The sequence below is a fragment of the Chitinivibrionales bacterium genome, assembly GCA_035516255.1.
GTDB lineage: Bacteria > Fibrobacterota > Chitinivibrionia > Chitinivibrionales > FEN-1185 > FEN-1185.
In genome coordinates this window covers 1-25,321 of the sequence record DATJAL010000038.1, presented here as the reverse complement: position 1 = coordinate 25,321, position 25,321 = coordinate 1, and the positions used below count along the sequence as shown (strand labels likewise).

18 protein-coding genes are annotated in these 25,321 nt (G+C 54.1%); 11 read left to right on the top strand and 7 right to left on the bottom strand.

Annotation, left to right across the window (positions count from 1 at the left end; translation table 11 throughout):
- Positions 1-27 precede the first annotated feature (27 nt).
- The 4 genes from VLX68_11175 to ccsA all read left to right on the top strand — a co-directional run bounded on the left by VLX68_11175 (position 28) and on the right by ccsA (position 5,907).
- Positions 28-1,053, top strand: a complete 1,026-nt coding sequence (locus VLX68_11175; protein HUI92798.1) for a T9SS type A sorting domain-containing protein — start codon at positions 28-30, stop codon at positions 1,051-1,053.
- A gap of 135 nt (positions 1,054-1,188) precedes the next feature.
- Positions 1,189-2,664, top strand: coding sequence for a glycoside hydrolase family 88 protein (locus tag VLX68_11170; GenBank protein HUI92797.1), 1,476 nt, complete (start codon positions 1,189-1,191; stop codon positions 2,662-2,664).
- A gap of 217 nt (positions 2,665-2,881) precedes the next feature.
- Entirely contained in the window at positions 2,882-4,012 is a 1,131-nt protein-coding gene (locus VLX68_11165; protein ID HUI92796.1) for a cytochrome c biogenesis protein ResB, read from the top strand.
- The gene (ccsA, locus tag VLX68_11160; protein ID HUI92795.1) at positions 4,009-5,907 is read left to right on the top strand and encodes a cytochrome c biogenesis protein CcsA; all 1,899 of its coding nucleotides are present in this window, start codon (positions 4,009-4,011) and stop codon (positions 5,905-5,907) included. Before VLX68_11165 ends, ccsA begins: the two co-directional genes overlap by 4 nt.
- Before the next feature lie 115 nt (positions 5,908-6,022).
- Here ccsA and VLX68_11155 read toward each other — a convergent pair whose 3' ends face one another.
- From VLX68_11155 to VLX68_11145, 3 genes are all read right to left on the bottom strand, one after another.
- Entirely contained in the window at positions 6,023-7,684 is a 1,662-nt protein-coding gene (locus tag VLX68_11155; GenBank protein HUI92794.1) for a hypothetical protein, read from the bottom strand.
- Positions 7,685-7,699: 15 nt separating this feature from the next.
- On the bottom strand, positions 7,700-8,650 hold the full coding sequence (locus VLX68_11150) for a hypothetical protein (GenBank protein HUI92793.1): 951 nt from the start codon (positions 8,648-8,650) through the stop codon (positions 7,700-7,702).
- Positions 8,651-9,048: 398 nt separating this feature from the next.
- Positions 9,049-9,504, bottom strand: coding sequence for a pyridoxamine 5'-phosphate oxidase family protein (locus tag VLX68_11145; GenBank protein ID HUI92792.1), 456 nt, complete (start codon positions 9,502-9,504; stop codon positions 9,049-9,051).
- Between the two features lie 357 nt (positions 9,505-9,861).
- Here VLX68_11145 and VLX68_11140 point away from each other — a divergent pair, with 357 nt between their 5' ends.
- The 5 genes from VLX68_11140 to VLX68_11120 all read left to right on the top strand — a co-directional run bounded on the left by VLX68_11140 (position 9,862) and on the right by VLX68_11120 (position 15,094).
- Entirely contained in the window at positions 9,862-11,226 is a 1,365-nt protein-coding gene (locus tag VLX68_11140) for a hypothetical protein (protein HUI92791.1), read from the top strand.
- 219 nt (positions 11,227-11,445) lie between these two features.
- Entirely contained in the window at positions 11,446-12,633 is a 1,188-nt protein-coding gene (locus VLX68_11135; protein ID HUI92790.1) for a PLP-dependent aspartate aminotransferase family protein, read from the top strand.
- A gap of 39 nt (positions 12,634-12,672) precedes the next feature.
- Positions 12,673-13,722: a hypothetical protein gene (locus VLX68_11130; GenBank protein HUI92789.1), complete on the top strand. Its 1,050-nt coding sequence runs from the start codon at positions 12,673-12,675 to the stop codon at positions 13,720-13,722.
- 303 nt (positions 13,723-14,025) lie between these two features.
- Positions 14,026-14,646, top strand: a complete 621-nt coding sequence (locus VLX68_11125) for an elongation factor P (GenBank protein ID HUI92788.1) — start codon at positions 14,026-14,028, stop codon at positions 14,644-14,646.
- Between the two features lie 70 nt (positions 14,647-14,716).
- Positions 14,717-15,094, top strand: coding sequence for a response regulator (locus VLX68_11120; GenBank protein ID HUI92787.1), 378 nt, complete (start codon positions 14,717-14,719; stop codon positions 15,092-15,094).
- Positions 15,095-15,394: 300 nt separating this feature from the next.
- Here the strand turns inward: VLX68_11120 and VLX68_11115 are convergent, their stop codons facing one another.
- Positions 15,395-17,782: an FAD-dependent oxidoreductase gene (locus VLX68_11115; GenBank protein ID HUI92786.1), complete on the bottom strand. Its 2,388-nt coding sequence runs from the start codon at positions 17,780-17,782 to the stop codon at positions 15,395-15,397.
- A 194-nt stretch (positions 17,783-17,976) separates the two neighbouring features.
- Here VLX68_11115 and VLX68_11110 point away from each other — a divergent pair, with 194 nt between their 5' ends.
- The gene (locus VLX68_11110) at positions 17,977-19,239 is read left to right on the top strand and encodes an ATP-binding protein (GenBank protein HUI92785.1); all 1,263 of its coding nucleotides are present in this window, start codon (positions 17,977-17,979) and stop codon (positions 19,237-19,239) included.
- Between the two features lie 270 nt (positions 19,240-19,509).
- Here the strand turns inward: VLX68_11110 and VLX68_11105 are convergent, their stop codons facing one another.
- From VLX68_11105 to VLX68_11095, 3 genes are read right to left on the bottom strand one after another with little or no spacing between them, the layout of a single operon-like run.
- Positions 19,510-21,141: an aryl-sulfate sulfotransferase gene (locus VLX68_11105; protein ID HUI92784.1), complete on the bottom strand. Its 1,632-nt coding sequence runs from the start codon at positions 21,139-21,141 to the stop codon at positions 19,510-19,512.
- A 57-nt stretch (positions 21,142-21,198) separates the two neighbouring features.
- Positions 21,199-22,809, bottom strand: a complete 1,611-nt coding sequence (locus VLX68_11100) for a putative Ig domain-containing protein (protein HUI92783.1) — start codon at positions 22,807-22,809, stop codon at positions 21,199-21,201.
- Between the two features lie 38 nt (positions 22,810-22,847).
- Entirely contained in the window at positions 22,848-23,252 is a 405-nt protein-coding gene (locus tag VLX68_11095) for a hypothetical protein (GenBank protein ID HUI92782.1), read from the bottom strand.
- A 555-nt stretch (positions 23,253-23,807) separates the two neighbouring features.
- On the opposite strand from VLX68_11095, the gene VLX68_11090 reads away from it, so the two are divergent.
- Positions 23,808-25,321: formate--tetrahydrofolate ligase (locus tag VLX68_11090; protein HUI92781.1), on the top strand; the 1,514-nt coding region annotated here is incomplete at its 3' end.

Sequence of the window (25,321 nt, the reverse complement as noted above, 5' to 3'; positions counted from 1 at the left end):
ACTCATACATTAAAAGGAGTCAGTAGTATGCGTCTGCGCCTTAAAGTTGCCCTCGCGGCAACCGTCTGCGTGTTAAGTGTTTCGTACCTGTCAGCCGCGATCCCGCCGGGTTATACCGGCACGCCGTTTTCGTTCGATACGCTCAAGGGTCATCCGCAGGGAATCCCTGGCGTCGTGAAGGGCGTTTTCTTCGACAACGGCGGAGAAGGCGTTGCGTATCACGACGTATCTCCCGGCAATACCGGAGGCACCATGCGTCTCAATGCCAGCGGGCAGCAGATCCAGGCCGATATCAATGTCGACATGCAGTCGTATTCCGGCAACGACTGGGACGTGGTTGGCTACGGTACTAACGACCATTTCGATTCATCAGTCAATGCTGCGGTCACCACGTGGCATCTTTCGTGGATCGACCAAGACAACCCGGCAGTCAATCCGCCCATCATCGGAGATTGGCTCAAGTTCACGGTCAATGTCAATACGGCCGGCACCTACTATATCGATTTCAAGCAGGCCACGGCCAATGCGCCCCCAAACCTTCAGACACTCACGTTCTACGACGGCGCGTCGGTAAGAGTGGATTCCATAAATAACCTTCCCGCCTGCATCACGCCGCAAGGCTGTCCGGAGGTTTGGCATGCCTGGACCGTCAACATGCACGTTGACTCGGTTGACCTTGACACCGGGCTGCAGGTGATCCAGCTCAACTTTCACGTGGGAAGCTGGAATTACGACTGGATGAGGTTTACACTCAAGAACGCAAGCACAGTGGCGTGCCCGAAAGCCCAGACCAGGCCCGACCAGGGATTTAATATCCGTCCGGTTTTGGCCGGAAACAACCTGAACGTCACTTTCTCGCTTGCAAAGCCGGGCCGGACAAGGCTGGAGGTGTTCGACTGTTCGGGCAGGTCAATGCTGCAGGGAATCACGAAAAACTTGGCCGCCGGGAACCAGAAACAGGTGCTCAACCTCGGCACCTTGGGACAAGGGGTCTATATCCTGAGATTGGAACAGAACGGGCTCAAGACTTCGGCGCCGTTCACGGTTCGTTAAAAGTCTCCCGATCCTGAAAACAATGAAAAAGGGGCAGCCAGCTGCTCCTTTTTCATTTTTCCCCTGCACCATTAACGGTTTTCCCTTATTTTTAGAAGGGTACCGGTTTTTTCCATTATCATGGGGGTTCGTTATATGAAATTTCACCTATCCATTGTCACTATCATCGGGCTCTGTTGTTTATTCAATCCGGCGTTCGCGCAAACCGAGTTCAGCGCCGACAGCATCGTCAACCTCATGAGGCGCGTCGCCCATTACCGCATGACCTATGCCGACATCGCCAATCTTTATAATCATGCCTCGGCGGGCAAAGGCGACCAGCCGAACCCGTACGAGCACACCAACGGCGGCAACAACTGGGACGTGGGCTCGTTCATGACCGGGCTCATGGCCATGTATTACGCGTCAAAAGACACCGCCTACCTCAATTTCGCAAAACGCTGGGCCACCTATTTCAACTGGCAGACCTACGGCAGCGTGACCACGACCACCGCCGACAATTTCTGCTGCACGCAGACCTACAGCGAGATCTACCTGCTCGACCCGCTTCCGGCGAACAGCGTCATGATCAACTCGACCAAGCAGAGCCTTGACAACCATTTCGACGTGGTCAGGCCCAATCCCTGCTATTCCCGCAACGGCGGATGGTGGTGGTGCGACGCGCTCTACATGGAGCCGCCGGCAATGGTCCTTTATGTCAAGGCGTCGGCCGAAAACCGCTTCCTTGACACGCTCAACCGGTACTGGTGGAGCGTGGCCGGATACCTGTACGACACCACGTACCACTTTTACTACCGCGACGACAGCTTTTTCCCCACGTCGCAGAAATGCCCCAACGGCAAACCCATGTTCTGGTCATGCGGCGAGGCGTGGGTGATCGGCGGCCTTGCGCGCATCCTGAACAACATGCCATTGACCTACGCCAACCGGCCCGGTTTCGAAAAGCAATTCAAGGACATGTGCGCGGCGATCAAGGCCGAGCAGGGCAACAACAATACCGCGTATACCGGGTTATGGACCACCAGCATGCTCGACCATCCCGACTACCCCTATCCGGAGAGCAGCGGCTCCGCATTCTTCTGCTTTGCCATGGCATGGGGCGTGCGCAACAAACTCCTCGATTCGGCCGCCTACACTCCGGCCATCAACGCGGCCTGGCGCGATCTGGTGAAAAACATCGGCGCCGACGGCAGGCTCCTGCGCTGCCAGCATGTTGACTGGATGCCGCGGGCGGATTTGAGCGGCGACATCAACAACTCCTCGCCCGAGGGTGAGGGTGCGTTTCTGCAGGCCGGGTACGAGCTGTACCTCCGCGCGATTGGAGTGACGGGGGTAAAGCCCTCAGCGTCTGTTTCCTTGGCGAATAAGGGCCTCTTGAAAGTTAATGGCTCAATGATGATATTGACACTTGCGAACCCGGCGCTTTCGTCACTGAAAATATTCGCCGCAAACGGCAGGCTGGCGGCTGACCTATCCTGTAAAATAAGGATGATGCAAGCGGGAGCAAACACGGTGGGTCTAGAAGGATTGAACCTTCCAGCAGGGGTTTACAGAATAGTATTGAGGGACGGCGGAATGAATGCTTCATCGAAAATGGTAAACATCCGGTAAATTCCTATTTCAAGCACTTGAAAAAAGAAAGGGCGCTCACGTGAGCGTCCTTTCTTTTTTTGCTTGCGAGAGAACAAGTCCCGATGAATTCCGGCATCTTTTCTTTCTTGTTCCCGCCGTAAAAAACATCAAAAATGATTTTCTTAAAGCGCCACGGTACATGACTTATTTTTCTTACGACAAATATCTTCAGAATAAGTTTCCCCTTTGTGAAACCATGATGAAACGACCAATCCCCATTCTCAGAAACGCCGCGGAAAAATTATTCCTTTCGCTGCACACCACGGTCATTTGTCTCATCATCCTTTGCATTCTGGTTTTATGGGGAACGTTTTACCAGATCGACCACGGCATCTACGCGGCCAAAGCACGGTTTTTCAGTTCGTGGGTCGTGCTTATCGGCGGTCTAGTCCCCTTTCCCGGGGTACGGCTCACCGCCCTCATCCTCATCCTGAACCAGATCGCCTTTTTGCTTTTCAGGCAGAAATGGCGCCTTGAAAAACTCGGCCTGATCCTCACGCACGCGGGCATTCTGATCCTGCTCATCGGCGGCGGCATTATTTCTTATACGTCAAAAGAGACTTTTCTCACGCTGTGGGAAGGCGAAACCTCGCACGAGTCGTCGTCGTACCGCGAGTGGGAGCTTGCCGGATGGAAAAGCGGCCATTTTGAAAGCCCGGCCGTTTTCAGCCTCGACAGCCTGAGGCCAGGCCAACCACTCGGAAATCCCTCATTTTCCACGGGCATTCTCATTCAAAGAATTTACAAAAACTGCACGGCCTTCATGCCGCGCGGCCATGTCGACATGATGCAGCCCATGGGCCTGGACATTGATTCCCTTGCCGCAACGCGGCCGGCCGCGGACCCGTCGGAAAACATAGCGGGCATGGAACTGGCGCCGCGAGGCGCGGCGGCCGGCAGGATACTGTTGTACGGCGGCAACCCCAGCCCCACGCCGGCCGTCCTCAACGGTGACTCGATCTTTTTTTCGCTTCGGCAGAAACGCGCGCCCCTGCCGCTTTCCATCACGCTGATCAAATTTGTCAAGGAGGATTACGCGGGCACCGAAACGGCCCGGCAGTTTACAAGCAGGATCCGCGCCGCCGGTAACGGCATGGACCGCGACGTGGTGATTTCCATGAACAAGCCGTTCAGATACAAGCAATACACGTTTTACCAGTCGTCCTATGCGCAGGACGGCGCACGGCAGTCTTCCACCCTTGCCGTTGTCGAAAACCGGGGAAAGGCGCTTCCCTACCTTGCGGGCCTTTTCATGGCGGCCGGGCTTGTTTTGCATTTTTGCGTGAAGCTTGTTGTTTACATACGCAAACACCGGAGCGCGGCATGAACCCGACGCGAGGTTCTTCCTTCATCGCCGCAACGGCCGGAGTCGTCGTCCTCGCGGCAACGCTTGCGTTTGGCGAAAAAGCTGCCGCTTCCGCGCTTCCCATGGATGAGTTTGCCAAGACCATCATCCTCGATAATGGAAGATTAAAACCGCTCGACACCTATGCGCGCAAAATGCTCGTGCAGTTTTCCGGCCGCCAGACCTGCCACGGTCTGTCCGCCGTACAATGGCTTGCCAGCGTTGTCTTCACGCCGCTTGACGCGGCAAACGACAAGGTGTTCCTCATCAACAATCCCGAGGTTGCCGACGGCATCGGCATTGCGCCGGAAAAACGGCGGCGCTACAGCTTCAACGAAATAAAGATCGGATATCACCAGCTCGCCGGCCTGGCGCGGGACGCGGGCTTAAAGGAGGCCAGGGAACGGTCGCAGTTCGAGAGCGAGGTGCTAAGGGTTTCTGCCAGTGTCCAGGATTACATGCAGCTTTCGTCGGTGCTCATGTTCCTCATGCCTTCGCCGGAATTCCCGGTGGCCGACACCGTTGCGCGGAGGTATCTGGGGATCGGGCCGCAAACTTCCATGCTCTCGTACTACGAGCTTGTCCAGAAATCGCAGCTGGTTTCGTCCGCAATGAAAGCGGCGATGGAAAAGGACAAACGCGCCTGGACGCTGTTCGACATGACCATGGTCTCCCTCGGCCGCTCCCTGTTCCGCTGGGGCGAGTCGCGCGGCGACCAGCCGTTCCACATCGTCCCCGTGTCGCTTGACGGACGAGAAGAATGGCAGTGCCCGTGGCTCGTGGCGCTCAAGGCCGGGGCCTCCGTTTCCCGGTCGCCGGCGCTCACGCTGCTTGCGGCCATGCGCGCATCCTATGTTTCCGGCGACAGGGCGGGTTTTTCCCGCGCGGCGGTGTCATTCAACGAGGCGGCGCGTAAAAACGCGACGCGGCTGCCCGGCTCAAGCGTCGAGCTTTTTTACAACGCCATGAACCCGTTTGCAAAGTCGAAAATCATTTACGGCATCGCCGCGATCATGGCGCTGCTGCTCATGACGGTGATTTCCCGGCGGTGGCTGTATGTTCTCGCGGTCGCGCTCACGGCCGTTGCGCTGCTGCCGCACACGTTCGGCCTTGCCGCGAGGATCATCATCCTGCACCGGCCGCCGCTTGCCACCATTTACGAAACGTTCCTCTTTGTCGCGTGGGCGTGCGTCGCGCTCGGGCTCGTTCTCGAGGCCTTCCAGAAAAAGTCGCTGGGCCTGCTCATTTCGTCGCTGTGCGGGTTCTTTTTCCTGCATCTTGCCGGCAAGTACAATGCCGGCGAAGATTCCATGGGCATGATCGCGGCGGTGCTCAATTCGAATTTCTGGCTCACCACGCACATCACCGCCGTGACGCTCGGCTACGCGGGTTGCTGCTGCGCCGGCATCGTGGGCCATGTGTATCTTGTCAAGAAGTTGTTTTTGAACACGCCCGACGAAAAGCTCTCCTCGACGGCAGGCTCGATGTACGGCATCCTCGCCTTCGGCCTCGTGTTCACGGTGATCGGCACCATGCTCGGCGGCATGTGGGCCGACCAGAGCTGGGGCAGGTTCTGGGGCTGGGACCCCAAGGAAAACGGCGCGCTGCTCATCATCCTGTGGAGCGCAGCCGTGTTTCATGCGCGCACCGCGGGCATCATCAGGGATCGCGGCTTTGCCGCGGGCGCGGTGGCAAGCCTCATCCTGGTCATGTTCGCGTGGATCGGCGTGAATTTGCTGGGCATCGGCATGCATTCGTACGGGTTCACCAGCACGGGCGTTTCCATCCTGTACGCCTTCATGATTTTCGAGGCGGTTTTCCTTTGCGCAGCGGCGGCGGCATGGTTTGTGTCCGCCAGAAAACGGATCAAGACATGAGCATGCCCGTCACCGCTTGCTAAAAAGAAAGGAATGAGAGGCGTCTGCGCCCCGCATTCCTTTCCCCTTTCAATAATTCCGTTTTGTGAATTATTCCGCCACGGGCATCCCTTGTCTACGGTGTGACCGGCGGCGAGACCACGATCGCCCGTCTGGTCAATACAATGTCTCTTGTGGTGGTGGTGTAAGCGCCGACGGTCTTGTTTTTCACCGTGATGTGTAGCGTCATGCTTTGCCTCGCGCCGAATGCAATGGAGCTGCTCACCCATTCATAATTCTGATAGGTCATGGTTATGGGTGTGGGAGTGCCGGTTGTACCGAGACTCACATCGGTTATCGTCACCGATGCGATGCCGCTTTCATTATCCACCGCGGTGACTTCCACAATGACCGTCGGCGAGTCAACCTGCAACGTCGGTATCTTCTGCTCAAGAGGGACTTTGACTCCGTTGGCGGTGATTCCCAGAATGACCGGCGGCGTCGTGTCGACGTAAAGAAGGTTTCGTTCAACGACGAGCGTGGTCTCGGCGGAATAATGCAGGTCGGGAATGGACGCCACGGTACGCACGGAATCGATCCCCTTTGCGAGCGGAACGAGCCACACGCACCGGTGCGTCGAATCCGAATAGGAATAATCCGGAACGAGGTTTGTGTTGGCTCCGGTGGGTCCGATCACCATGCTGGTGACCGATACCGTGACCGGATGACTGTAGTTGTCGACATACATGATGTAGAGCAGCGTATCGACCCTGGTGGTGAGCGCGGGGTCCGGGGGATTGATCAGCCTGAACTTGACAAGGTCGCCGTGCGCCCCGGTCGCTTCATAGTACACGTAAAACGTATCGACCGAGGTCTGGCCGATCTTGTTGGTCGCCTTGACAACCTCGACTTTTGGAACCAACTGGGTGTACTGATTTATACCGGTAAGGGTCGCGTAAAAGTCGGTGCTGTCCAGGCTTTGCAATGCTTCGCCCGACAAATCAACGCTGGCGAGGCCTTGACCTGATGAATCGATGACCTGGAAGCTGAAGAGGAGCGTGCTATCACTCGTAATGACCGTGTCGCCGTGAAGCCCCTTGGTCGTGCATTTTATTCTTGGAGGCGAAGGCTGGTAGAACAGATAGGTGAACATTGTCGACGGGGAGCGAAATGCCTGACGGAAATCGGTGACCCACAGGGAACCGGTGTCGGTCTTGCCCACCTGAATATGGAGCAGGTACTTTGAGAAATCGGTGAACGTGTTGGAGGCGACGCCGGGGAGCGTGTCCTTGCCCAGCCGCCAGATGTAGAGCACGTCGCCGTCGGTGACCGGCGCGGTTGACAAAGTGCATGCGGCGTTGAGGACCGTTGAGATGTCGCTCTGCTTGAGCGGCGAACGCACATAATATGAAAGCGGCGCAGGCAGGGATACGGTGGCGTTGTTCGACCGGAAGGTGGTCAGGTTGATCTGGACGCGGCCGGTGTCCCAATACGAAAGAAGGAACAACTGGGTTTCTTTATCGGAAGGGTGCCGTATGACGGTGTCGGGCCAATATCTGTTGCCGGCCGCATCGACACGAAACGAATCAATTTTCTCCCGAACCGCCGTAAACACGGCAAGGGTCTCGGTGGAAAAAATGGCGAGAGTGTCGCCTTCCCGGATTTTCTTTGAGCTCTCCGCAAACGATACATACGCCTGCGCATTTGAATAATTCTCAAACGGGTTGTAGTCGTTGGCGCATTGCAGGACGCACAACGCCGCGGTCGCCATTACGAAAGCCGCCAGGTTTTTTTTCATGCGCAGCACATCCTGTTAAAACGTGAAACTCCAGAAAAACCCGACATACCCGATCAGCGCAATCACCCCGCCTGCGGCAGTGTAATACATGTTGCTGGTGCGCCTGTCGCGCAGGGAAAACCAGTCACCCTCATTAGACCACCGGAGCACGGACGGGTTGTCGACGCTCATCGCATGGAGCTGGGTTTGGGCGTTGTTCCACTGCGTTCCGTAGTAAATGGCGCCCACGGTTGCGGCCATGGCGACCACCAGGCCGGTGTAACGGAGCGTGTTGCGGGCCGGTGCCGCGGGATCGGCGAGGATCTTCACCGGCACCCCCTGCTTGCCCACGTCAGTGGTCGTCAGCATGTAGCTGTACGGCTTGTCGGTGACCGGCTGCTCTTTTCCCTCGATTACCAGGTTGGTCTTTCCGTTGAATGAAAACAGCACCGGGTCCAGCTTTATGAACTTTGTCTCCGACACGATGCCGTACACGGAATACCGCACCTTGCAGTATTCCATGCTGGTGCCCACGGCGTCGGCGTGGATGTAGACGCCGTTCCAGTCGTAGGGATTGGGATACAGCGCCGTTCCGGGATTGACGGCGCGGTCATTCTCCGTTGTGAAGATAACGGGCGATTCCCTGGTCCCCTGCACGGTGAGTTTCCCCAGCACGTGCATGCCCGTGAAATTCTTGAAAAGAAACACGACGCCCGGCTCGACAGTGACCGATTTGTTGACCGGCACCTCTATGTCTCCCACGACAAGGTAGGGATTTTTCTTGGCCTTTATCACCGCGGGCAGAGGGCCAGCGATCGTATCGAATGAAACGGGCTGGGCCGCGGTTTTTTTGACGGGTGCAAGGGTATCCGTTGGGGGCGTGGCGGCAGAATCAGCGGTTGTTTGAGCGTTTCCGCTCACCTGCAATAAGACAATTAAAACCACAATGATAAACGGTAATCCGATGCAGGCTTTTCCGGTATTCATCGGTCTGGCTTCCCGATTGTATTGCAGCGCCGGGCGCCTTTAGTCCAGAAGGGCGCTCCTTATCCATAAATATAACTGTTTTACGGCGATTTCACCGGAAAAAAGATGCCGATGCTAAAGGAAAAAAGGATTGGTTTGACCGGGATGAAAAAAAATGGAGGGCCTCATTTCCGAGGCCCTCCATTCCACTTAAATGACCCCCCTCCAAAACCTCATCCGCCCACGCGCAATCACTCACCCGCCGGATTTTAGGCGCGGATGAATTCCCCCCACGCAAATAATCTAACAAAAAAGATTTCGGCGCGCAGGGAAAATGAGGCCATCGGGTTCATTTTCTGTATTCATTTTGTATACAGACGGCATTTTCTTCGATGGAGGACAAGCGGAAAAAATGCGGGTCAGGCGGAAATTTTGCAGGTCATTGATCCGATGGGAACTTTATATATGAGAACCCGTTTCAGGTCCTCATCGGAAAAGGTAAAAGGGCCTTTCCCGTAATGGTTCATGATGAGATCAAGCGCAGCCCGGATTTCATCCCCATTGTCAACCGGCTTTGCTTTTCCGTACGCGATGACCGATTTATAGCGAAGCCTCCACCTGCACGCGACCGTGTTTTCCACCACGCACGCGCCGGATTCAAATTCAAGGCATACCTCGCTGTTTCGCCTCAGCACCGCAAGCTTGCGGCCCTCTCCGGCGCAGTGAAAATAAACGGTCCGGTCCCTATAGCCGAAACACAAAGGCACGACATACGGTTTCCCGTTATCGCAGAGCGCCATGCGGCAGAATTTCGATTCCGCAATGACAGCTTCCATGGTTTTACTGTCGGTGATTTCGCGGTCTTTTCTTCTCATCGGGTTTCCCGAGGACTTTTATATTCGGATGAAAAAATACTGCGCAGCAAAAGGACGATTGATAAAAATATGCGCCGGTTTTTTTGATCACAAACTTGGCCGGGCCTGAAGCGCCATATCACTTGTCAAGATGTTCTTCGCATCGGCAGCCAAGCAGTGCGAAGGGCCCCCTTTCCGCCGCGCAACGGCACCGGCGCGCATCCGTACTAATTTTTTTCGGATCTTTTTCGTTGTTAAACGCTTCAGGAAAATAATTTAATCGCTTTACTCATCTATCAATTAACAAAACGTAAAAAATAATTTGTGGCGGCGGACCTTTTTTACTATATTACTCCCTATTTTTCAGAGGGGGGATTTATGAAATCAGCAGTTTTCACCGGTCTGTTTTCACTGTCGTTTCTCTTATCTGTCAATTCCTCAGCGCAGCCTCTGCCTTCGCTGCAATGGACGGGATCGTTGTCGGTGTCGGCCTCGCTCGGCCCATGCCAGGTTGTTCCCCTCCGTGAAGGCGCCGGGTTTGCCGTTGCGGGGTCCACGGGCGATGTGGGCGAACAAATTTTCCTTCTCGTTGCCGGCCGCTCCGGCGGCGAGGAATGGCGTGCCGGGTACAACACCTTCACCGGCGGAAGCGTCGTCGGTGCTCAGTATGTCAATGCCGCTGCACAGCTCGCCGACGGCGGCTTTGTGCTCGCAGGCAGCCGCAACGTCTGCCTCCCCGGTTCACAGAGCGCCGCATGGGTGCTGCGCACCGACGCGAAAGGCGGCGTGATGTGGACCACGGTGATCGGCGCAAACGGGCAAAACCCAGACTCGGGCTTTTCCGCCGAGTGCATCCTTAGTATCCCGCCGGGCCTTGTCATCGTCGGCGGCAGGCAGGGAAACTCCCCGTGGCTGTGCTGCCTTGACGCAAGAGGAACCGTGCTGTGGTCGCATAATAATTATGCCGGCACCTCATTTTCCTCTCTTTCACTGTGGATCCCCGGTCAAATTGCCGCGGCCGGAATTTCTTGGGATAATTCATTAAAAAGTGTTTTTATCAACCTGATGGATCCCGCCGGCATCTGCGGAACCGCTCGGGTTGCCAGCACGAGCTCCTCAGGGCAATGCCCGAGCGCCGTGTTCGTTTCGCCTTGCAAGGCGGTGTACACCGCCGTCACTGATCCGGCAAACGGTCAGGCCGTGATCTCGTCGTATGACCCGGATGCCGACCTTGTGTGGGAAAAAAGCCTGTACTTCCGCGGCAGCGGCTACAGCACCATCAAGACGCTTGCAAACGCGCCCGATGGTGGAGTTCTTGCCGCGGGCGACCTAGCCGATGACCGCTACACCGCCCCGCAGGGCATCTGGCTCACCAGGTTCGATTCCCGCGGAAACATCGCGTGGCAGTGGACCACGTACGAATCGCATTCGATCCGCTCCGCGGCTGCGGTCGGCGAGAACGACGCCGTCATGCTTGCCGAGCAGTATTCGCAGGGGGCGAATAACCTCGTGCTGATGAAACTGACCGCGCGGCCGCCCACGGAGGCTGTTGCAGCGTCCAACTCCGCATCTGCCATGGCGATGCGGTCTGCGCGCGCGGCCGCCAACGGTGATTTTTATGATGTGGCGGGCCGGCTCGTTTCGCGCCCCGCGTCGACGACAAGGGCCCTTCTTCCCGTCGGCATGTACATCAACCGCGCCAACACCGGAAAAACCCTGCTTTTCGAAAACTCTTCCCGTTAATCAATTTATCGGCCTGCAGCAAATATGCTGCAGGCTTTTTTTGTCACGATGACCATGACGCGGCACATCCTCCGGAAGGGTCACCTCGTCATATACTATTTTTATCCTAGGATAAAAACTGCTGGCCGCAACCGCCCCGGGCCGGGGTGATTGCTTCTCTGACCTGCAGCGTCGAAGTCGAATACGACACCCTTTCTTTTTTTCAAACGGAGAAATCACATGCACAAGAAGAACACCCAAGGACTTTCAACCTTGGCCGTTCACGCCGGGGAAATCCGGTATAATGAATATGGCGCGATAACAACGCCTATTGTCCAGAGCTCCACGTTCATTTTCAAGAACACACAGGAGATCAGGGAACTCGCGGAGGGCGCGAAGAACCGCTACGAGTACGGCAGGTACGGCCATCCCACCCAGTACGCGGCAGAGGGAAAGCTCGCCGCGCTTGAAGGCGCCGAGGACGCCGTGCTCTTCTCGTCGGGCATGAGCGCGCTCACCACGGCGATGTTCGCGCTGCTCAACGCGGGAGATCACGTGATCGTCACCGACGACGCCTACAAACGGACGCTCGATTTCTGCAAGACCAGGCTCATCAAATTCGACATCGATTGCTCTGTTGTCAAGATGTGCGACTACGACGCCATTAAGCGGGCCATCAGAAAGAACACGCGCCTGTTTCTGTCGGAGTCGCCCACCAACCCGTACCTCAACATCATGGACCTCGAGCGGCTCATGGCCATTTTTTCGAAGCGGCCCGACATCTTCGTGATTTCGGACTCCACGTTCGCCACTCCGTATAATCAGCGGCCGCTCGAATTCGGCGTGCACCTGGTGATCCACAGCGCCACGAAATACCTCGGCGGCCACAACGACCTGCTCGCCGGGGTCGTGCTCGGGAAAAAGTCCATGACCACGCCCATCCGGGAATTCCTCAAGGTGACCGGCGGCGTGATCGACCCGCATTCGTCGTACCTGCTCATCCGCGGGCTCAAGACCTTTGAGCTGCGCATGAAGCGCCATAACGAAAACGGCCAGGCGATCGCCGAATTCCTCGAGGCCCACCCGGACATCAGGCGTGTTTACTATCCGGGCCTTGCGAGCCACCCCCATCACGATGTCGCGAAGCGGCAGATGAAGGGATATGGCGGCGTGGTCACGTTCGAGATGAAGGACGACGTGAAGTACGTGCACAAGTTCCTGAGCGCGCTGAAGATCATCAACATCGGCCCGAGCCTGGGCGGGGTGGAATCGCTCATCACGCATCCGGCCTCGATCAGCTACTACGATTACACGCGCAAGGAGCGGCTTGCCGTGGGAATCAAGGACGGCCTGATCCGGCTCGCGCTGGGCGTGGAAAACCCGGAAGACCTCATCGAGGACATCAGGAACGCAATTCCGAAAAGTTAATTTTGCGCCGAGGTGACCAAGCGCCCAAGGAGGGTTTCAATGAAGCTCCGGAATATGGCCCCTGTTCTCCTGCTCTGCTGTGCGCAGCTGCAGTTTTTTTCCTGCTCCGGCGGCAAAACGGTCACCACCACGGCGGTGGTGCACGACACGCTCACCGACACGGCAAAATTCTTCATCGGCAAACCGAGCGTGTCGGCCGTGGGCATTCTCGTGGGCGCCTTTAAGAGCGATTCCCTCGCGCCCAAAGACAGCTTCTACGCTTCGCTGTGCCTCAGCTCGAACCCCCAAATCACCAATGCCGCGGTGACCTTCGGCAGCCACCGGCTCGACTACCTCAGCAACCAGAAGACCGACGAATTCTTCAGCGGCATCCTCAGCGATTTTTACGTGCTCCCGAATGTGGCGGCGGCAAATTATGACGCCCTGTTCGAAGACCCCTCGCTGAACTACGCCTGCAGGATAATCGCGCCCTACTATGCAGACACCTCGCTGCAGACGGTTTCGTACGATACCCTCGCCGACAGCGTTTCGCTCCCGCCGTCGGCCGACACGGTGCGTTTCTTTTCCGACAGCGGCACGCGGTACGACAGTGTCGATTATCTAGGCGCCTACACTCCCTACCGGATCCGGATGGACCAGGGTCTGAAGGTGACGTGGCACGCCGGCGCCCAATGGTACGGGGTGGAATGCAGGAAATACCGCGACCTGAGCTACAGCTACCAGATCATCGGGACACCCACCGACACGTTCACTTCCGATTCGTCAATCAGCTTCGCGCAATCGTATATTCACCAGGACACGGCGTACAACGACACGTTCAGCTACGACTTTCTTTACATTCAGGTGATCCCGGTCAGCGGCCCGCCGCCGTGGACATGGTCCTCGCTGGGCTCCTTTGCCGGAAACGGGTACCTGTTCGCGGTAAGGCAGGTGAACAATTACTTCACGCTGAACGCCTATCCGAAATCCGCGCCCCAGGGCGGCCTTGGGAAACGCGCGGCATTATCCGCGGCGTTTACGCCTTCATCCGCGGAAGCGGCGCTGGCGAGGATTTTGTCGCGAAATTCTGTTTTACATCCTCCGAGATAATTAAGGCCTTGTCTGAATGAAAAAAGCAAGAAAACATCACCCAGGGACGCAGAGTATGCAAAGAATTATCGTGGTTAAAGAAAAAGAACTAGTCTGGTTTTCAGCCTTAAATCTATAATCATCAATTTTAAATTACTGTGTTTTTCTTCTCTGCGCTCTCCGTGCCTCGTCGGTGAATTTCTCACGTTCATACATTGGAAATGGCATTGCACCGGGCGGAAATAGTATTTTTACCACGGCCGATAGTTTTACCGCTTCGATTCCCCAGCTGAATGTACCATTAATAATGGTGCTTACGGGATCATGAGTAAAATCGCGCGGCACCAAAGCGCGCGGCCCGGCATTATCTTCAAGGAGGAAACCGTAATGGCCACCCCGAACGTGATCAAGAAGAAAAACGTTCTCCGCTACAAAGGCGACATATTCCTGGTGATCGAATGCGTGGTACGCACGCCGCCCAACAACCGCGCCTTCGCCCAGCTTGAGCTGCGCAGCCTCACCACGGGCAAGATGATCCCGGTGCGCTGCAGCACGGGCGAGGACTTCGAGATGCTCGACAACAGGTTCCAGAACCTGATTTACAGCTACGACAACCAGGGCACCTATGTGTTTTTAGACCCCGAGACCTACGATCAGCACGAATTGCGCAAGGAGCAGATCGAGGACGTGATCGACTTTCTCGTGCCCAACCAGGTCTATGAGGTGATGTTCGTTGAGAACCGGCCGTTTCTCATCAACCTGCCCGCGTCGGTGGAGATGAAGGTCACGGAAGCCCCCGAGGCGGTGCGCGGGAATTCGGCGACCAACGTCACCAAGGCCATCACGCTCGAAACGGGCCTGGTGATCCAGGCGCCTCTGTTCGTCAAGACCGGCGACGTGGTGAAGATAAGCACCGACGAAAAGAAATACCTCGGACGGGCGTAGAAAAGAGCGGCCGGAGTTCGGAATATGCCGGTCAGCGGCCAGAAAAACTTTTACACAAAAGGTTTTTTCCATGAAAAAAATATTGATCATCGACGACGACAAGGAACTCAGGGAAGTCATGACCACCGTGCTTTCCACCGCGTACGAATGTCGTCAGGCGGGAAGCAAAAAGGAAGGCCTTGCCGTTTTGAAAACCTTCACGCCGGATCTCGTGATCCTTGACGTGATGATGGAAACCATGAACGCCGGCTTCGACGCGGCGCGCGAGATCAAATCCCAAAAGAAATTAAAGAACGTCAAAATCATGGTGATCACCAACGTCGACCGGAAAACGGGCATGGACTTCAGGTCCGAAGCGGGCGACCAGGCCTGGCTGCCGGTGGATGAGTATTATGTGAAGCCGATTGATCCGAAGGAGTTGATAGCAAGGGTTCAGAAATTGATTTGATTTTAATTCGCCCGTAACCTCACCCCGGCCCTCAGGGCCACGCTGCTCCCACAGGAGAGGGGAATATATTCTACGCCATTGGAATTTCCGGGAGGATGTCCCGGGCTACAAATATTGAGCCACTACGCGGCTCTCAAAAATCATCTGCAAAAATTTCCAATCAATCCGAAACTTTAATTTCTTATCGGCGGTCGCTTCAAGGGGGCGCCCAACGGAACGCTAGGACTTGCAACGGGCGGTACCCGGCTGCACCCCAAGAGGGGAAGCCTCCCCCACCAGATATAATCATTTTTAATTATTTCATTCCGACCAGTAAACATACCCGCCCTCGAGAATAGAGAGCCGGCCGTACCCTTTTGTAACGAGGAACCGGTAGGCCTCGTACGCGCGCGAGGACGTCCTGCTGTAGAGCACGCACCGTTCCTTCTTGTCAAACGGTATGCCCTCGCGCCTCAGGTTTTCCAGCGGCACGTTGATGCTGCCCGGCAGGGCGCCGGCGACGTGCTCCGAAAACGGCGACACGTCGATGATGCGGAGGCCGGCCTTTTCGCGATCAAACTGTTCAAGCGTCATGGTGTTCATGAAGCCGTCGATTTTGCTGGCGAGCACGAGGCAGGCGGTCTGCACGAGGCCGATGGGATTGTTGAACGCGGGCGCATACCCGAGGTCGAGGCCGAACACGCCGGAAAGCGTAAGGCCGCTCGTGATGGCCGAGGCCGCAACCTGTATCTGGCGCACCACGTCTCCCCTGCCGTACGCCTGCGCGCCCAGCACGGCCTTTGTTCTTGCGTCAGCGATGATCTTTATCGTGACGTACGCCGCGTTTTGGGAATAATGGGCCCTGTCAAGGCCGGTGATCACGACCGATTTCGCGAGGAACCCGTGCGCGAGCGCGGCCGCGAGCGTGAGGCCGGTGCGGGCGACGCTCAGGCCGAAATTCTGGAACATGGCCGTGCCGATGGACCCGTGGAACTCCGATTTCCTGCCCGCGATGTTGTCGGCCGCGATGCGCCCCATTTTCGTGGAGATGGACCCGAGCGGCCAGTATTCGTGCCTTCCGGTTATTGAATTCACACTTTCGGCACAATCGCCGATGGCGTAAATATTCTTGTCCGATGTGACAAGCCTGCTGTTCACCCGGACGGCACCGATGGAGCTCAGCCTGAGGCCCGCTTTTTTCGCCAGCGCGGAATTCGGACGTACGCCTGTTGACAGGATGACAAGGTCGGCGGCGAACCTTCCCTGGTCGGTGGCGAGCGCGAGCCTTCCATCCTGTTTCGCGATGCGCCTGATCGAAACGCCGGTGATTATCTTGACGCCCTTCCGGTTAAAGGCGTTCTGGATTTTTCCCGCGAATTCGGCGTCGAACAAACTCGACAGAATGCACCGTTCTTTTTCGAGAATGGTGACGCGGCCGCCCGCCTCGATGAGCGACTCCGCCGTTTCAATGCCGATGAGCCCGCCGCCGATGATGCAGACGTCGCGCGCGCTTCCGACCGTGCACTCGCTTTTAATTGCCTCGGCGTCTTCCATGCGGTGCAGCGAATACACTCCCTTCTGCCTGATGCCCGGAATACGCGGCAGAAACGAGTCTGCGCCCGTGGCGAGCACCAGCACGTCATAGGGGATGTCGCGCGCGTCATGCGCGGCAAGGTCTTTTACCGTGATCGTCTTTTTGCTGCGGTTGATCGCCACCGCCTCGGTCCGGTTGAAAATTTTTATGTTTTTTATGGACTCAAAGAAGTGGATGTCGCGCACGGTGTTGTCCGCGGTCGACATGAGCGCCTTGGGTGACTGCACCTTGCCGCTGATGTATGACGGCAGGCCGCACCCGGAATACGACAGAAACTCGCTGCGCTCGATGATGGTGATGTCGCATTGCTCGTCGAGCCGCCGCAGGCGCGCCGCCGCCTTGGGCCCGGCGGTCACCCCTCCGATGATGACCACCCGCTTTTTTTCCCTGCCGGCGTCTTTTGCCGCGCGCAGCGCCCGGTACGGCAGCGAGATTTTAAATGTGCTGCCCGCGCCCTCTTTTGACAAAACGGAAATTCGGCCGCCGTGGGCGGCGACAATGGTTTTTGCGATCGCAAGGCCGAGACCGGTCCCCGGCACCGTCGCGCGATGCTTGACCGAGCGGAAAAACGGGCTGAATATCCCGCCAAGGTCCTTTTTGGGTATCCCGTATCCGGTGTCCGTCACTTGCAACGCGGCGCGCCTGGTCTTCTCAGAAACGGCGAGCTTGACAAGCACGTAACCGTCGGCGGGCGTATATTTGACCGCGTTTTCAATGATGTTCCTGAACGCGATGGACAGGCCGCGGCTGTTCGCCAGCGCAATGACGGCGGTTTTCTGCGGCATCCTGATGCGCAGCGACACGCCCCTGTCCGACGCCTCGGCCGCAAACGACGCTGCAGCCTCCGCGGCCAGCGTTGCGATGTCAACCTCCTCCTTGTCGATCTTTTTGGCATCGGAATATGCCTGGTAATTGAGCAGGTCCGCGATGAGCGCCCGCGCCTCGCCGGTCTTTGCGATGGCCTTGGCGATGAACTGCAGCGTGTGCGCGTTCGTCTCGCCCGTGAATCCGTCGGAAATTGTTTTCAGCAGCGACTCGACGGTGGTGACCGGCGACTTGAGCTGGTGCGACAGGGTGGCAAGGAGGTCTGGGTTGATGCCGAGGGGTTCGTTCATGCTGTATTCCTCTTGGATTTTTTCTCTGATGAGTCCGTGAATGGATTTTCTATGTCCAAAATATCTTACGATGAAGTGCGGTTACAATAGGTACAAGGAATTATTTGCAATTATAGCGGGAGAACAAAAGTCGGATGATTTTTTAAGGAAGATTTTTATGGGTATAGGATGTTACATACCTGTCAATATATCCTGTGCGTATCGATTTTTGTTGGAAATCATTGCCTGAGCATTGGTTTAAAAATCCCCTTGTCTTTATGCATATTGTAAGTTATACTTACAATATGCATAAATATATTCCCCGTTACCTGGAAAAGGAAATAGAGCGGCGTCTGGCGGCTATGCCGGTTGTGGCGATTCTCGGGCCGCGTCAATGCGGCAAAACCACACTTGCAAAAGCCATTGAATCGCGTCGCAAGAACACCCTGCATTTGGACCTTGAGAGGCCTTCTGATCTTAACCGTTTGAGAGACCCGGAGGCTTTTTTCAGGATCAACTCGGAAAAATTGATTTGCCTGGATGAAATTCAGCGCAAGCCGAACCTGTTTCCTTTGATACGGAGCATTGTGGACGAGCAGGCAAAAAAAGGCATGTTTTTGATCCTCGGTTCAGCCTCGCCCGAGTTACTCAGGCAATCCTCCGAATCTCTGGCAGGCCGCATTGCCTATCTGGAGCTGACCCCGTTTTCACTCGAGGAGGTATGCGGTCCGGCAAAGGGCATAACGCGGGACACGCTTTGGATGCGCGGAGGATTTCCCAGCAGCCTGCTGGCAAACAACGATCGTGAAAGCATCGAATGGCGCGAGGATTTCATTATGACATTTCTGGAGCGGGACATCCCTTCGCTGGGTTTCCAAACCTCCTCAGACCAGCTTCACCGTTTCTGGATAATGGCCAGCCACGCCAGCGGTAGCGTACTTAATCTATCAAGGCTCGGTTCATCGCTGGGCGTGAGTCATAATACGATACGTAGCTATATAACCATGATGAACAGGACTTTCTTGCTGCGCGAACTTCCACCGTTCAGTATAAATCTTAAAAAACGCCTCGTGAAATCCCCAAAGCTCTATGTCCGCGACTCCGGCCTTTTTCATGCCCTTTTAAAGATTGAGACTATGAACGACCTTTTCGGACATCCTTATTACGGTCCGTCATGGGAGGGTTTTGTCGTGGAGCAGATAGCCGCCGCGGTTCCGCGCGTGCAGGCATTTTTTTACCGTGACAGCAACGGTAATGAAATAGACCTGGTGCTTGAATCCGGAAAAAACCTTATTGCCGTGGAGTGTAAAGCTTCAACCGCGCCGGTCGCGGAAAAAGGTTTTTTTAGCTCCTGCAAGGAGCTTGGAATCACGCACGCCTGGATTGCCGCACCGGTCAAGGATACCTATCCGATCGAAAAAAATATTTTTGTTGGACCGCCTGAAGAAATCATTCACGCCATAAAGTCAATGGTGTAATTCTGTGGTATTCTTGTTTTCTCCGGCGTGTGTTCTTGAACGGCACAGCCGCGCATTGTCGCTTCATTCCACAAGACTAATTATTAGTCATAAAATAGCTGGTTTATGACTATTTTTCCGGCATTAATCTATTGAAGCCTGCATGGAAATGAATGGTTGGAAAAATATAGGTGATGAATTGTTTTTTCGTAAATTAAGGAGGTGTCATTGCGAGGAGTGAAGCGATGCGGCAATCTCCCGATGACTGATGATTGATAGCCTAACGGTCGGTCATCTCATCAACGAAATAATTTTTTCCTGATGATAATCGCCGGCGCGGAATGCAACCACATAGGCGCCGGTGGCAAGGCTGCCCCGCTTCAACCCCAGAGAATAATTCCCCGCGGCTTGATATTTGTTCACGAGATCTGATTGCAAACGCCCGTTAAGGTTATAAACCCGCAGCGTCACATCTCCGGCTTTGGGAAGCGAGTAGGAAACTTTAATTGATTCACTTGAAAGATTGCACATGTTGCTTATGTGCAAGCAAGCACGATTTATGGATGAAATAGGAATTGGCTGCTTTACCGGAATGTCCTTGCTGTTCACGAAAATATTAAACGTCAATGTGTCGTTTATGGACGAACCGTTTGAGACTGCGAATTCTACGTGGTCCATGTAGACTGAATCAGTTGCTGGCGTCCAGGAAATGGTGCCGCCTTTAGAGACTATCATACCTGAAGGAACTTTCAGAGGGGTATAGCTATATGCGAGAGAATCGCTAGAAGCGGGAATTTTAAATATAAAAGGAATATTTTTATAGCCATAGCGGTCGTCGATAATTGAGAAAATCCAATTATAATAAAAAACCAGAGAAGAATTGACTCCAGTATAGGCCATAGCAATAAAATTGCCATCTGCTGTTGGTGAAATGTTAATTGCATTGGTTAAGTCGAAATCAGGAGTATTAAAAATCCAATTAGACCATATAATTCTCCCATTAGAATCGAATTTAGTAAGTACATGTCCACCTACGATTAAATAATTTCCATCTTGCGTTGCAGCTATTGCATTCGCACTTCCCATATTGCTGACCCATGATTTTTTTGTCCAAATTGTATCTCCATAAGAATTAATTTTTATAACATTGCTGCCCACAGCGATAAAATTTCCATCTTTAGTTTGCAGAACGCGGTTGAAAAAATCTCCTTGATATGTTTCTTTCCAGGCGATACTCCCATCCGAATTAATTTTCCTGATGCTACTTCCAACAACAAGAAAATTTCCGTCTGGTGTCTGCACTATATCATGACCAAAATCAATGCTGTCATTAAACGTCTTCGTCCAAATTGTATCTCCATCAGAATTAATTTTTAATAAAAAAACGTTGAGTTGATCATTTGTACCAACTACAATAAAATTCCCGTCCTGTGTTGCAGTTATGCCATAATAAAAATCAAAGGAAGTTACTCCTATTCCATATTGCCTTTTCAACCAAAGAATATTGCCATTTAAATCAATTTTGAGCAGACATAATATTTTCTCAGTTTCACCCTGAACAACTGACCCTAAAGCAATTAAATTCCCAGCTTTATCTGGAGTTACGGAATATATTCCACTAACAATCGTATCTCCTGTCTGATTTATAAAGTTCCATGGATAGAATTTAGCCCATAAAGTATCGCCGTTTGGTTTGATATTAAAAATAAAGAGATCGCTACTTACTCCAATATTGATTATATTGCCGTTAGAGATAGGCACTATTGCCGAAACAGGTGGATTAATTTGTCCTCCATATGCCCGCTTCCAGTAACTCTGCCCCATTCCGAAACTCGCCAGTGTCATGATTACCAATGCCGCTAAAATCAATCTGATCGCAACAGATTTATTCTTTATGAATTCTTTCTTTTTCCGATTTTTCATTGTAACCTTACCTCGGGCCCCTCTCCCACAAGGATAGGGGTGAAAACAGTTTCATATTTACCTCACCACCACAAACGATCTCATCAAATTCTTTTTCCAGTCAGCCGCACGTGCGAAATACCGCCCTGCGGCAATTTGCCCACGCCAGACAGCGGTATTGTTTATGACGGGCAATTCTGCAACGAGGTTGCCTCGGATGTCATAAATGGCAAGAGCGGCGGCTTCATTGGGAATAGTAAATGAAATATATGACGAAAAAGAATTTACTGTGATACCGGAAACATGCACGCGGTTAACCGAGCTTTTTAACGAATGGGGATCTTTGATTGCCGCGTTCTTGTTGTTGACGAATATGTTAAACGTGAGTGTGTCGTTTATTGTGGTGCCGTTTGAGACGGCGAATTCTACATGGTCCATGTAGACGGAATCCGTTGTCGGCGTCCAGGAAATGGTGCCACCGGCGGAAACGGCCATGCCAGCTGGTGTTTCAAGAGGGGTGTAGGTGTATTTTGTCGAGTCGCCGGAGACGGGGATTTTGAAGGAGAAGGGGATGTTTTTGTAGGCGTAACGGTCGTCTATAATGGAAAAAAGCACACCGTTTAGCAAACAAATGGAACTACACTCTCCAAAAAATGCCGCAAGGATGAAATTTCCGTCTTGTGCAGGAACCATGGCAGCGGCAGCATCATCAGGTCGGAAGTAATAGGCCTTAGTCCAAATCGTGTCGCCGTTGGGTTTAATCTTTATTATTATGGGGCCCTCCGCTGCTAAAAAATTTCCGTCTTGTGTTGGTATAATGGCACTGGCGCTAACACTACCATAAGAAATAGGGTAGGTTTTTGTCCAGACCGTATCCCCATCGGGTTTGATTTTTAGAAAATAGAGGCTGGAATAAGAACCAAATGAGCCTGTGTTCCCTGCCACGATAAAATTCCCGTCCGGGGTTGGGGTGATGGCATTGGCGTAATCATAATCTGCTCCCCCGTATGTTTTCGACCAAATCGAATCGCCATCATTGCTAATCTTCAGCAGATAGACATCTTTTGCATTTGTTGAAGAAGTAATATACCCCGCGAGAATGAAATCTCCTTCAGGCGTTTTAGTCATTGCCAAAACTTGATTTTCATTTTGGAAAGAGAATGTTTTCGTCCACATGGTGTCCCCATCAGGCTTTATTTTAAGAATATAAATTCCATAAAAAATGTTCCCCGCGGCAATGAAATTTCCATCATTGGTTGACATAATTGCAGACATCATCCAGAAATTGTCTCTTTTATATACTTTTGTCCAGATAACGTCACCATTGGGATTTATCCTTAAAGCGTAGAGGTTCGTGGGAACGCTCGTGGGCGGCCGCTGCTCCCCAACAATGATGAAATCCCCGCTTGCGGTTGATGTTACGGCTCCAGCGGATATTGACGTGTCCCCCTCCCCATAAGTTTTTGTCCATATAAAATCACCTGTATAACTTATCTTCTTAAGAAGGATATCATCCTGAGAGGAATAAGCGTTTCCCGCAACGATATAATTGCCGTCCAGTGAAGGCACAATTGCTGTAATTGGATATGGATCCCAGCCCCCCCAATCTCTATTCCAGTAAACTTGTCCAAAACTAAGGCCGGCAATTATTAAATGTAAAATCGTTATTTTTGCAATATGCGATTTCATAAAAGGCCTTTTATTTATTTGTGCACATATAAATTTAATCAAAAAATTGTTTGGACTACGTTGTTCGCACTGGAGTTCCAGGCAAGATTCAAGCTTCCGCCGGGCAAAATATACGCAATGTAGGTGGCCGCCACGCCGCCAACGGATGTGAAATTTCCACCAACAAACCAACCGCCATTGCCATCAGGGCAAACGGCAAATACGGTTCCATTGATTTTAGGAAATGAAGGCATTAGCGCGCCTGTTGAAGAATCAATAGGAACCCCACCACCGGTGTATGGTCCCACCCAGCTAAATCCGCCGCCGATGTACACCTTGTCCCCCGCAGGCGCAATAGCATATACCGGCCCATTGGTAACCCATGTATTCTGGTTGCACGTATCCGACGGCATGGCCTGCAGGAGGGTTGCCAAGGCAATGAGAAGGGCGGGAAATTTTATCATGGCGTTTTCCCTGGTTATGAATTCAGGGGGGCGTTTTTTTATTTTTCATTGTAACTTCATCCCCTGCCTCTCTCCCACGAGGAGACGGGGGCCTGACCTTTTTCAAATGGCCTTTTCTTTACCTATTATACATACAAACCCTTCCGGCAGCAAGCTGCCCGATAAAAAAGTGTTTTCCAGCGGAAACCACCTCTGCTGCGAGGCTTGTTTACCTATCAACTAACGCTCGCGGGTGCGCCCAGCGGAACGATGAATCTTGCCACGTCAGGTACCCGGCCGCACCCAGGAGGGGGTGTGCCCCCGGATCGCCGGCGCGCAGCGCTGGAAGCCGGGGGCCAGGGGGAAACTTCCCCCACCAATAAATTTTTAAGTGATAAGGCCGCCTATATCTTCTCTTGAGTTTTGATACAGACTGTAGTAGTTGATTTCCTCCACCCCATACGCTATCTTTAATCATTATTATTTAGCGACATCATTATTTTCTTTGCGCTCTTTGCGTCTTTGCGGTGAATTTTTCTTGGACAACAGGTAAATAATTGATTTTTCGGAGAACCCATGCCAGACCCAAAAAACCGCTCAAACGGCCTCGCCCCGCGCAGGGTGGTTGAAGTCGCCGAGGAGCTCGGGCTCGATTCCGACAAATTGCTGCTGCACGGCCATTACATTGCCAAGGTGCCGCTTGCGGAATACGAAAGCCGCAAAAAGCGTCCGGACGGCAGCCTCATTCTTGTTTCGGCCATGACGCCCACGCCCCAGGGCGAGGGAAAAACCACGACAACCGTGGGCTTGGGCGATGCGTTGAGACAACTTGGAAAGAAGTCTTCAATCTGCGTGCGCGAGCCGTCGCTGGGTCCCTATTTCGGCATCAAGGGCGGCGGAACAGGCGCGGGCCGGTCGCAGGTGGTTCCTGCAGAGGCAGTAAACCTGCATTTCACCGGCGACATGTATTCGGTGACAAAAGCGAACAACCTGCTCGCGGCAATGGTGGACAACCACCTTCAACACGGCAACGAACTCAATATCGACCCGAGGCGCGTGGTACTGCGCCGCGTGATAGACCTGAACGACCGCGCGCTGCGCGAGATCGTGGTGGGCTTGGGCGGCGTGAAAAACGGCATCCCGCGAAAAGACGGTTTCAATATCACACCTGCCTCAGAGGTCATGGCAATTTTATGCTTGTGCAGGGACTTCTTCAATCTCGGCGACATGTGCGGCAGGATGGTGGTGGCATACACCTATAAAGGCGAACGAGTATTCGCGTCCGACATCCAGGCAGTGGGCGCTATGCAGGTGCTTTTGCGCGACGCCATTGACCCCAACCTGGTGCAGACCATGGAGGGCACGCCCGCGTTCGTACACGGCGGACCGTTCGCCAACATCGCGCAGGGGACCAACACGGCAATCGCCACGCGCATGGCGCTCAAGCTCACCGACTACGTGGTGACCGAGGCCGGGTTCGGGACAGACCTCGGCGCTGAAAAATTCTTCCATATCAAGTGCCGCCTTTCGGGGCTCAACCCTTCGGCGGCCGTGATCGTGGCCACCACGCGCGCCGTGGAATACCACGGAGGCTATTCTGCCGATGCGGGCCTCGGTAACCTGTGCAAGCACATCGAGAACATCAGGCTGTTTGGGCTGCAGCCCGTGGTGGCCATCAACCAGTTTGAGGGCGATAAGCCCAAGGACCTTGACAAAATAATAAAGTTCTGCGAACAGCAGGGCGTTGAGGCGGCCATGGCCACGCATTTCCGCGACGGCGGCAAGGGCGCGACGGCGCTCGCCGAAGCGGTGCTCCGCAGCATCGACAAAAACGGGAAAAAGAAGCTCGCCTGCCTCTATCCGCTCAGCATGCCGCTTGCCGAAAAAATCGAGACGGTCGCGAAATTGGTGTACGGCGCGGGCGGCGTGACGTTCGACCATGGCACCAAGGCGGAGCTCGAACTCGCCGCCAAGCACGGCTACGGCAATCTACCCGTGTGCATCGCGAAAACGCCCCTGTCGCTTTCCGATAACGCAAGTCTGCGCGGCCTGCCGAAAAACTTCCGCATCACGGTGAACGAGATACGCGT

Excerpts from the sequence above, each read along its gene's own strand:
- VLX68_11175 (HUI92798.1), top strand. The coding sequence starts at position 28 with ATGCGTCTGCGCCTTAAAGTTGCCCTCGCGGCAACCGTCTGCGTGTTA.
- VLX68_11155 (HUI92794.1), bottom strand. The coding sequence starts at position 7,684 with ATGAAAAAAAACCTGGCGGCTTTCGTAATGGCGACCGCGGCGTTGTGC.
- VLX68_11140 (HUI92791.1), top strand. The coding sequence starts at position 9,862 with ATGAAATCAGCAGTTTTCACCGGTCTGTTTTCACTGTCGTTTCTCTTA.
- VLX68_11120 (HUI92787.1), top strand. The coding sequence starts at position 14,717 with ATGAAAAAAATATTGATCATCGACGACGACAAGGAACTCAGGGAAGTC.
- ccsA (HUI92795.1), top strand. The coding sequence starts at position 4,009 with ATGAACCCGACGCGAGGTTCTTCCTTCATCGCCGCAACGGCCGGAGTC.
- VLX68_11135 (HUI92790.1), top strand. The coding sequence starts at position 11,446 with ATGCACAAGAAGAACACCCAAGGACTTTCAACCTTGGCCGTTCACGCC.
- VLX68_11125 (HUI92788.1), top strand. The coding sequence starts at position 14,026 with ATGAGTAAAATCGCGCGGCACCAAAGCGCGCGGCCCGGCATTATCTTC.
- VLX68_11150 (HUI92793.1), bottom strand. The coding sequence starts at position 8,650 with ATGAATACCGGAAAAGCCTGCATCGGATTACCGTTTATCATTGTGGTT.
- VLX68_11165 (HUI92796.1), top strand. The coding sequence starts at position 2,882 with ATGATGAAACGACCAATCCCCATTCTCAGAAACGCCGCGGAAAAATTA.
- VLX68_11105 (HUI92784.1), bottom strand. The coding sequence starts at position 21,141 with ATGAAAAATCGGAAAAAGAAAGAATTCATAAAGAATAAATCTGTTGCG.
- VLX68_11100 (HUI92783.1), bottom strand. The coding sequence starts at position 22,809 with ATGAAATCGCATATTGCAAAAATAACGATTTTACATTTAATAATTGCC.
- VLX68_11130 (HUI92789.1), top strand. The coding sequence starts at position 12,673 with ATGAAGCTCCGGAATATGGCCCCTGTTCTCCTGCTCTGCTGTGCGCAG.
- VLX68_11170 (HUI92797.1), top strand. The coding sequence starts at position 1,189 with ATGAAATTTCACCTATCCATTGTCACTATCATCGGGCTCTGTTGTTTA.
- VLX68_11145 (HUI92792.1), bottom strand. The coding sequence starts at position 9,504 with ATGAGAAGAAAAGACCGCGAAATCACCGACAGTAAAACCATGGAAGCT.
- VLX68_11095 (HUI92782.1), bottom strand. The coding sequence starts at position 23,252 with ATGATAAAATTTCCCGCCCTTCTCATTGCCTTGGCAACCCTCCTGCAG.
- VLX68_11115 (HUI92786.1), bottom strand. The coding sequence starts at position 17,782 with ATGAACGAACCCCTCGGCATCAACCCAGACCTCCTTGCCACCCTGTCG.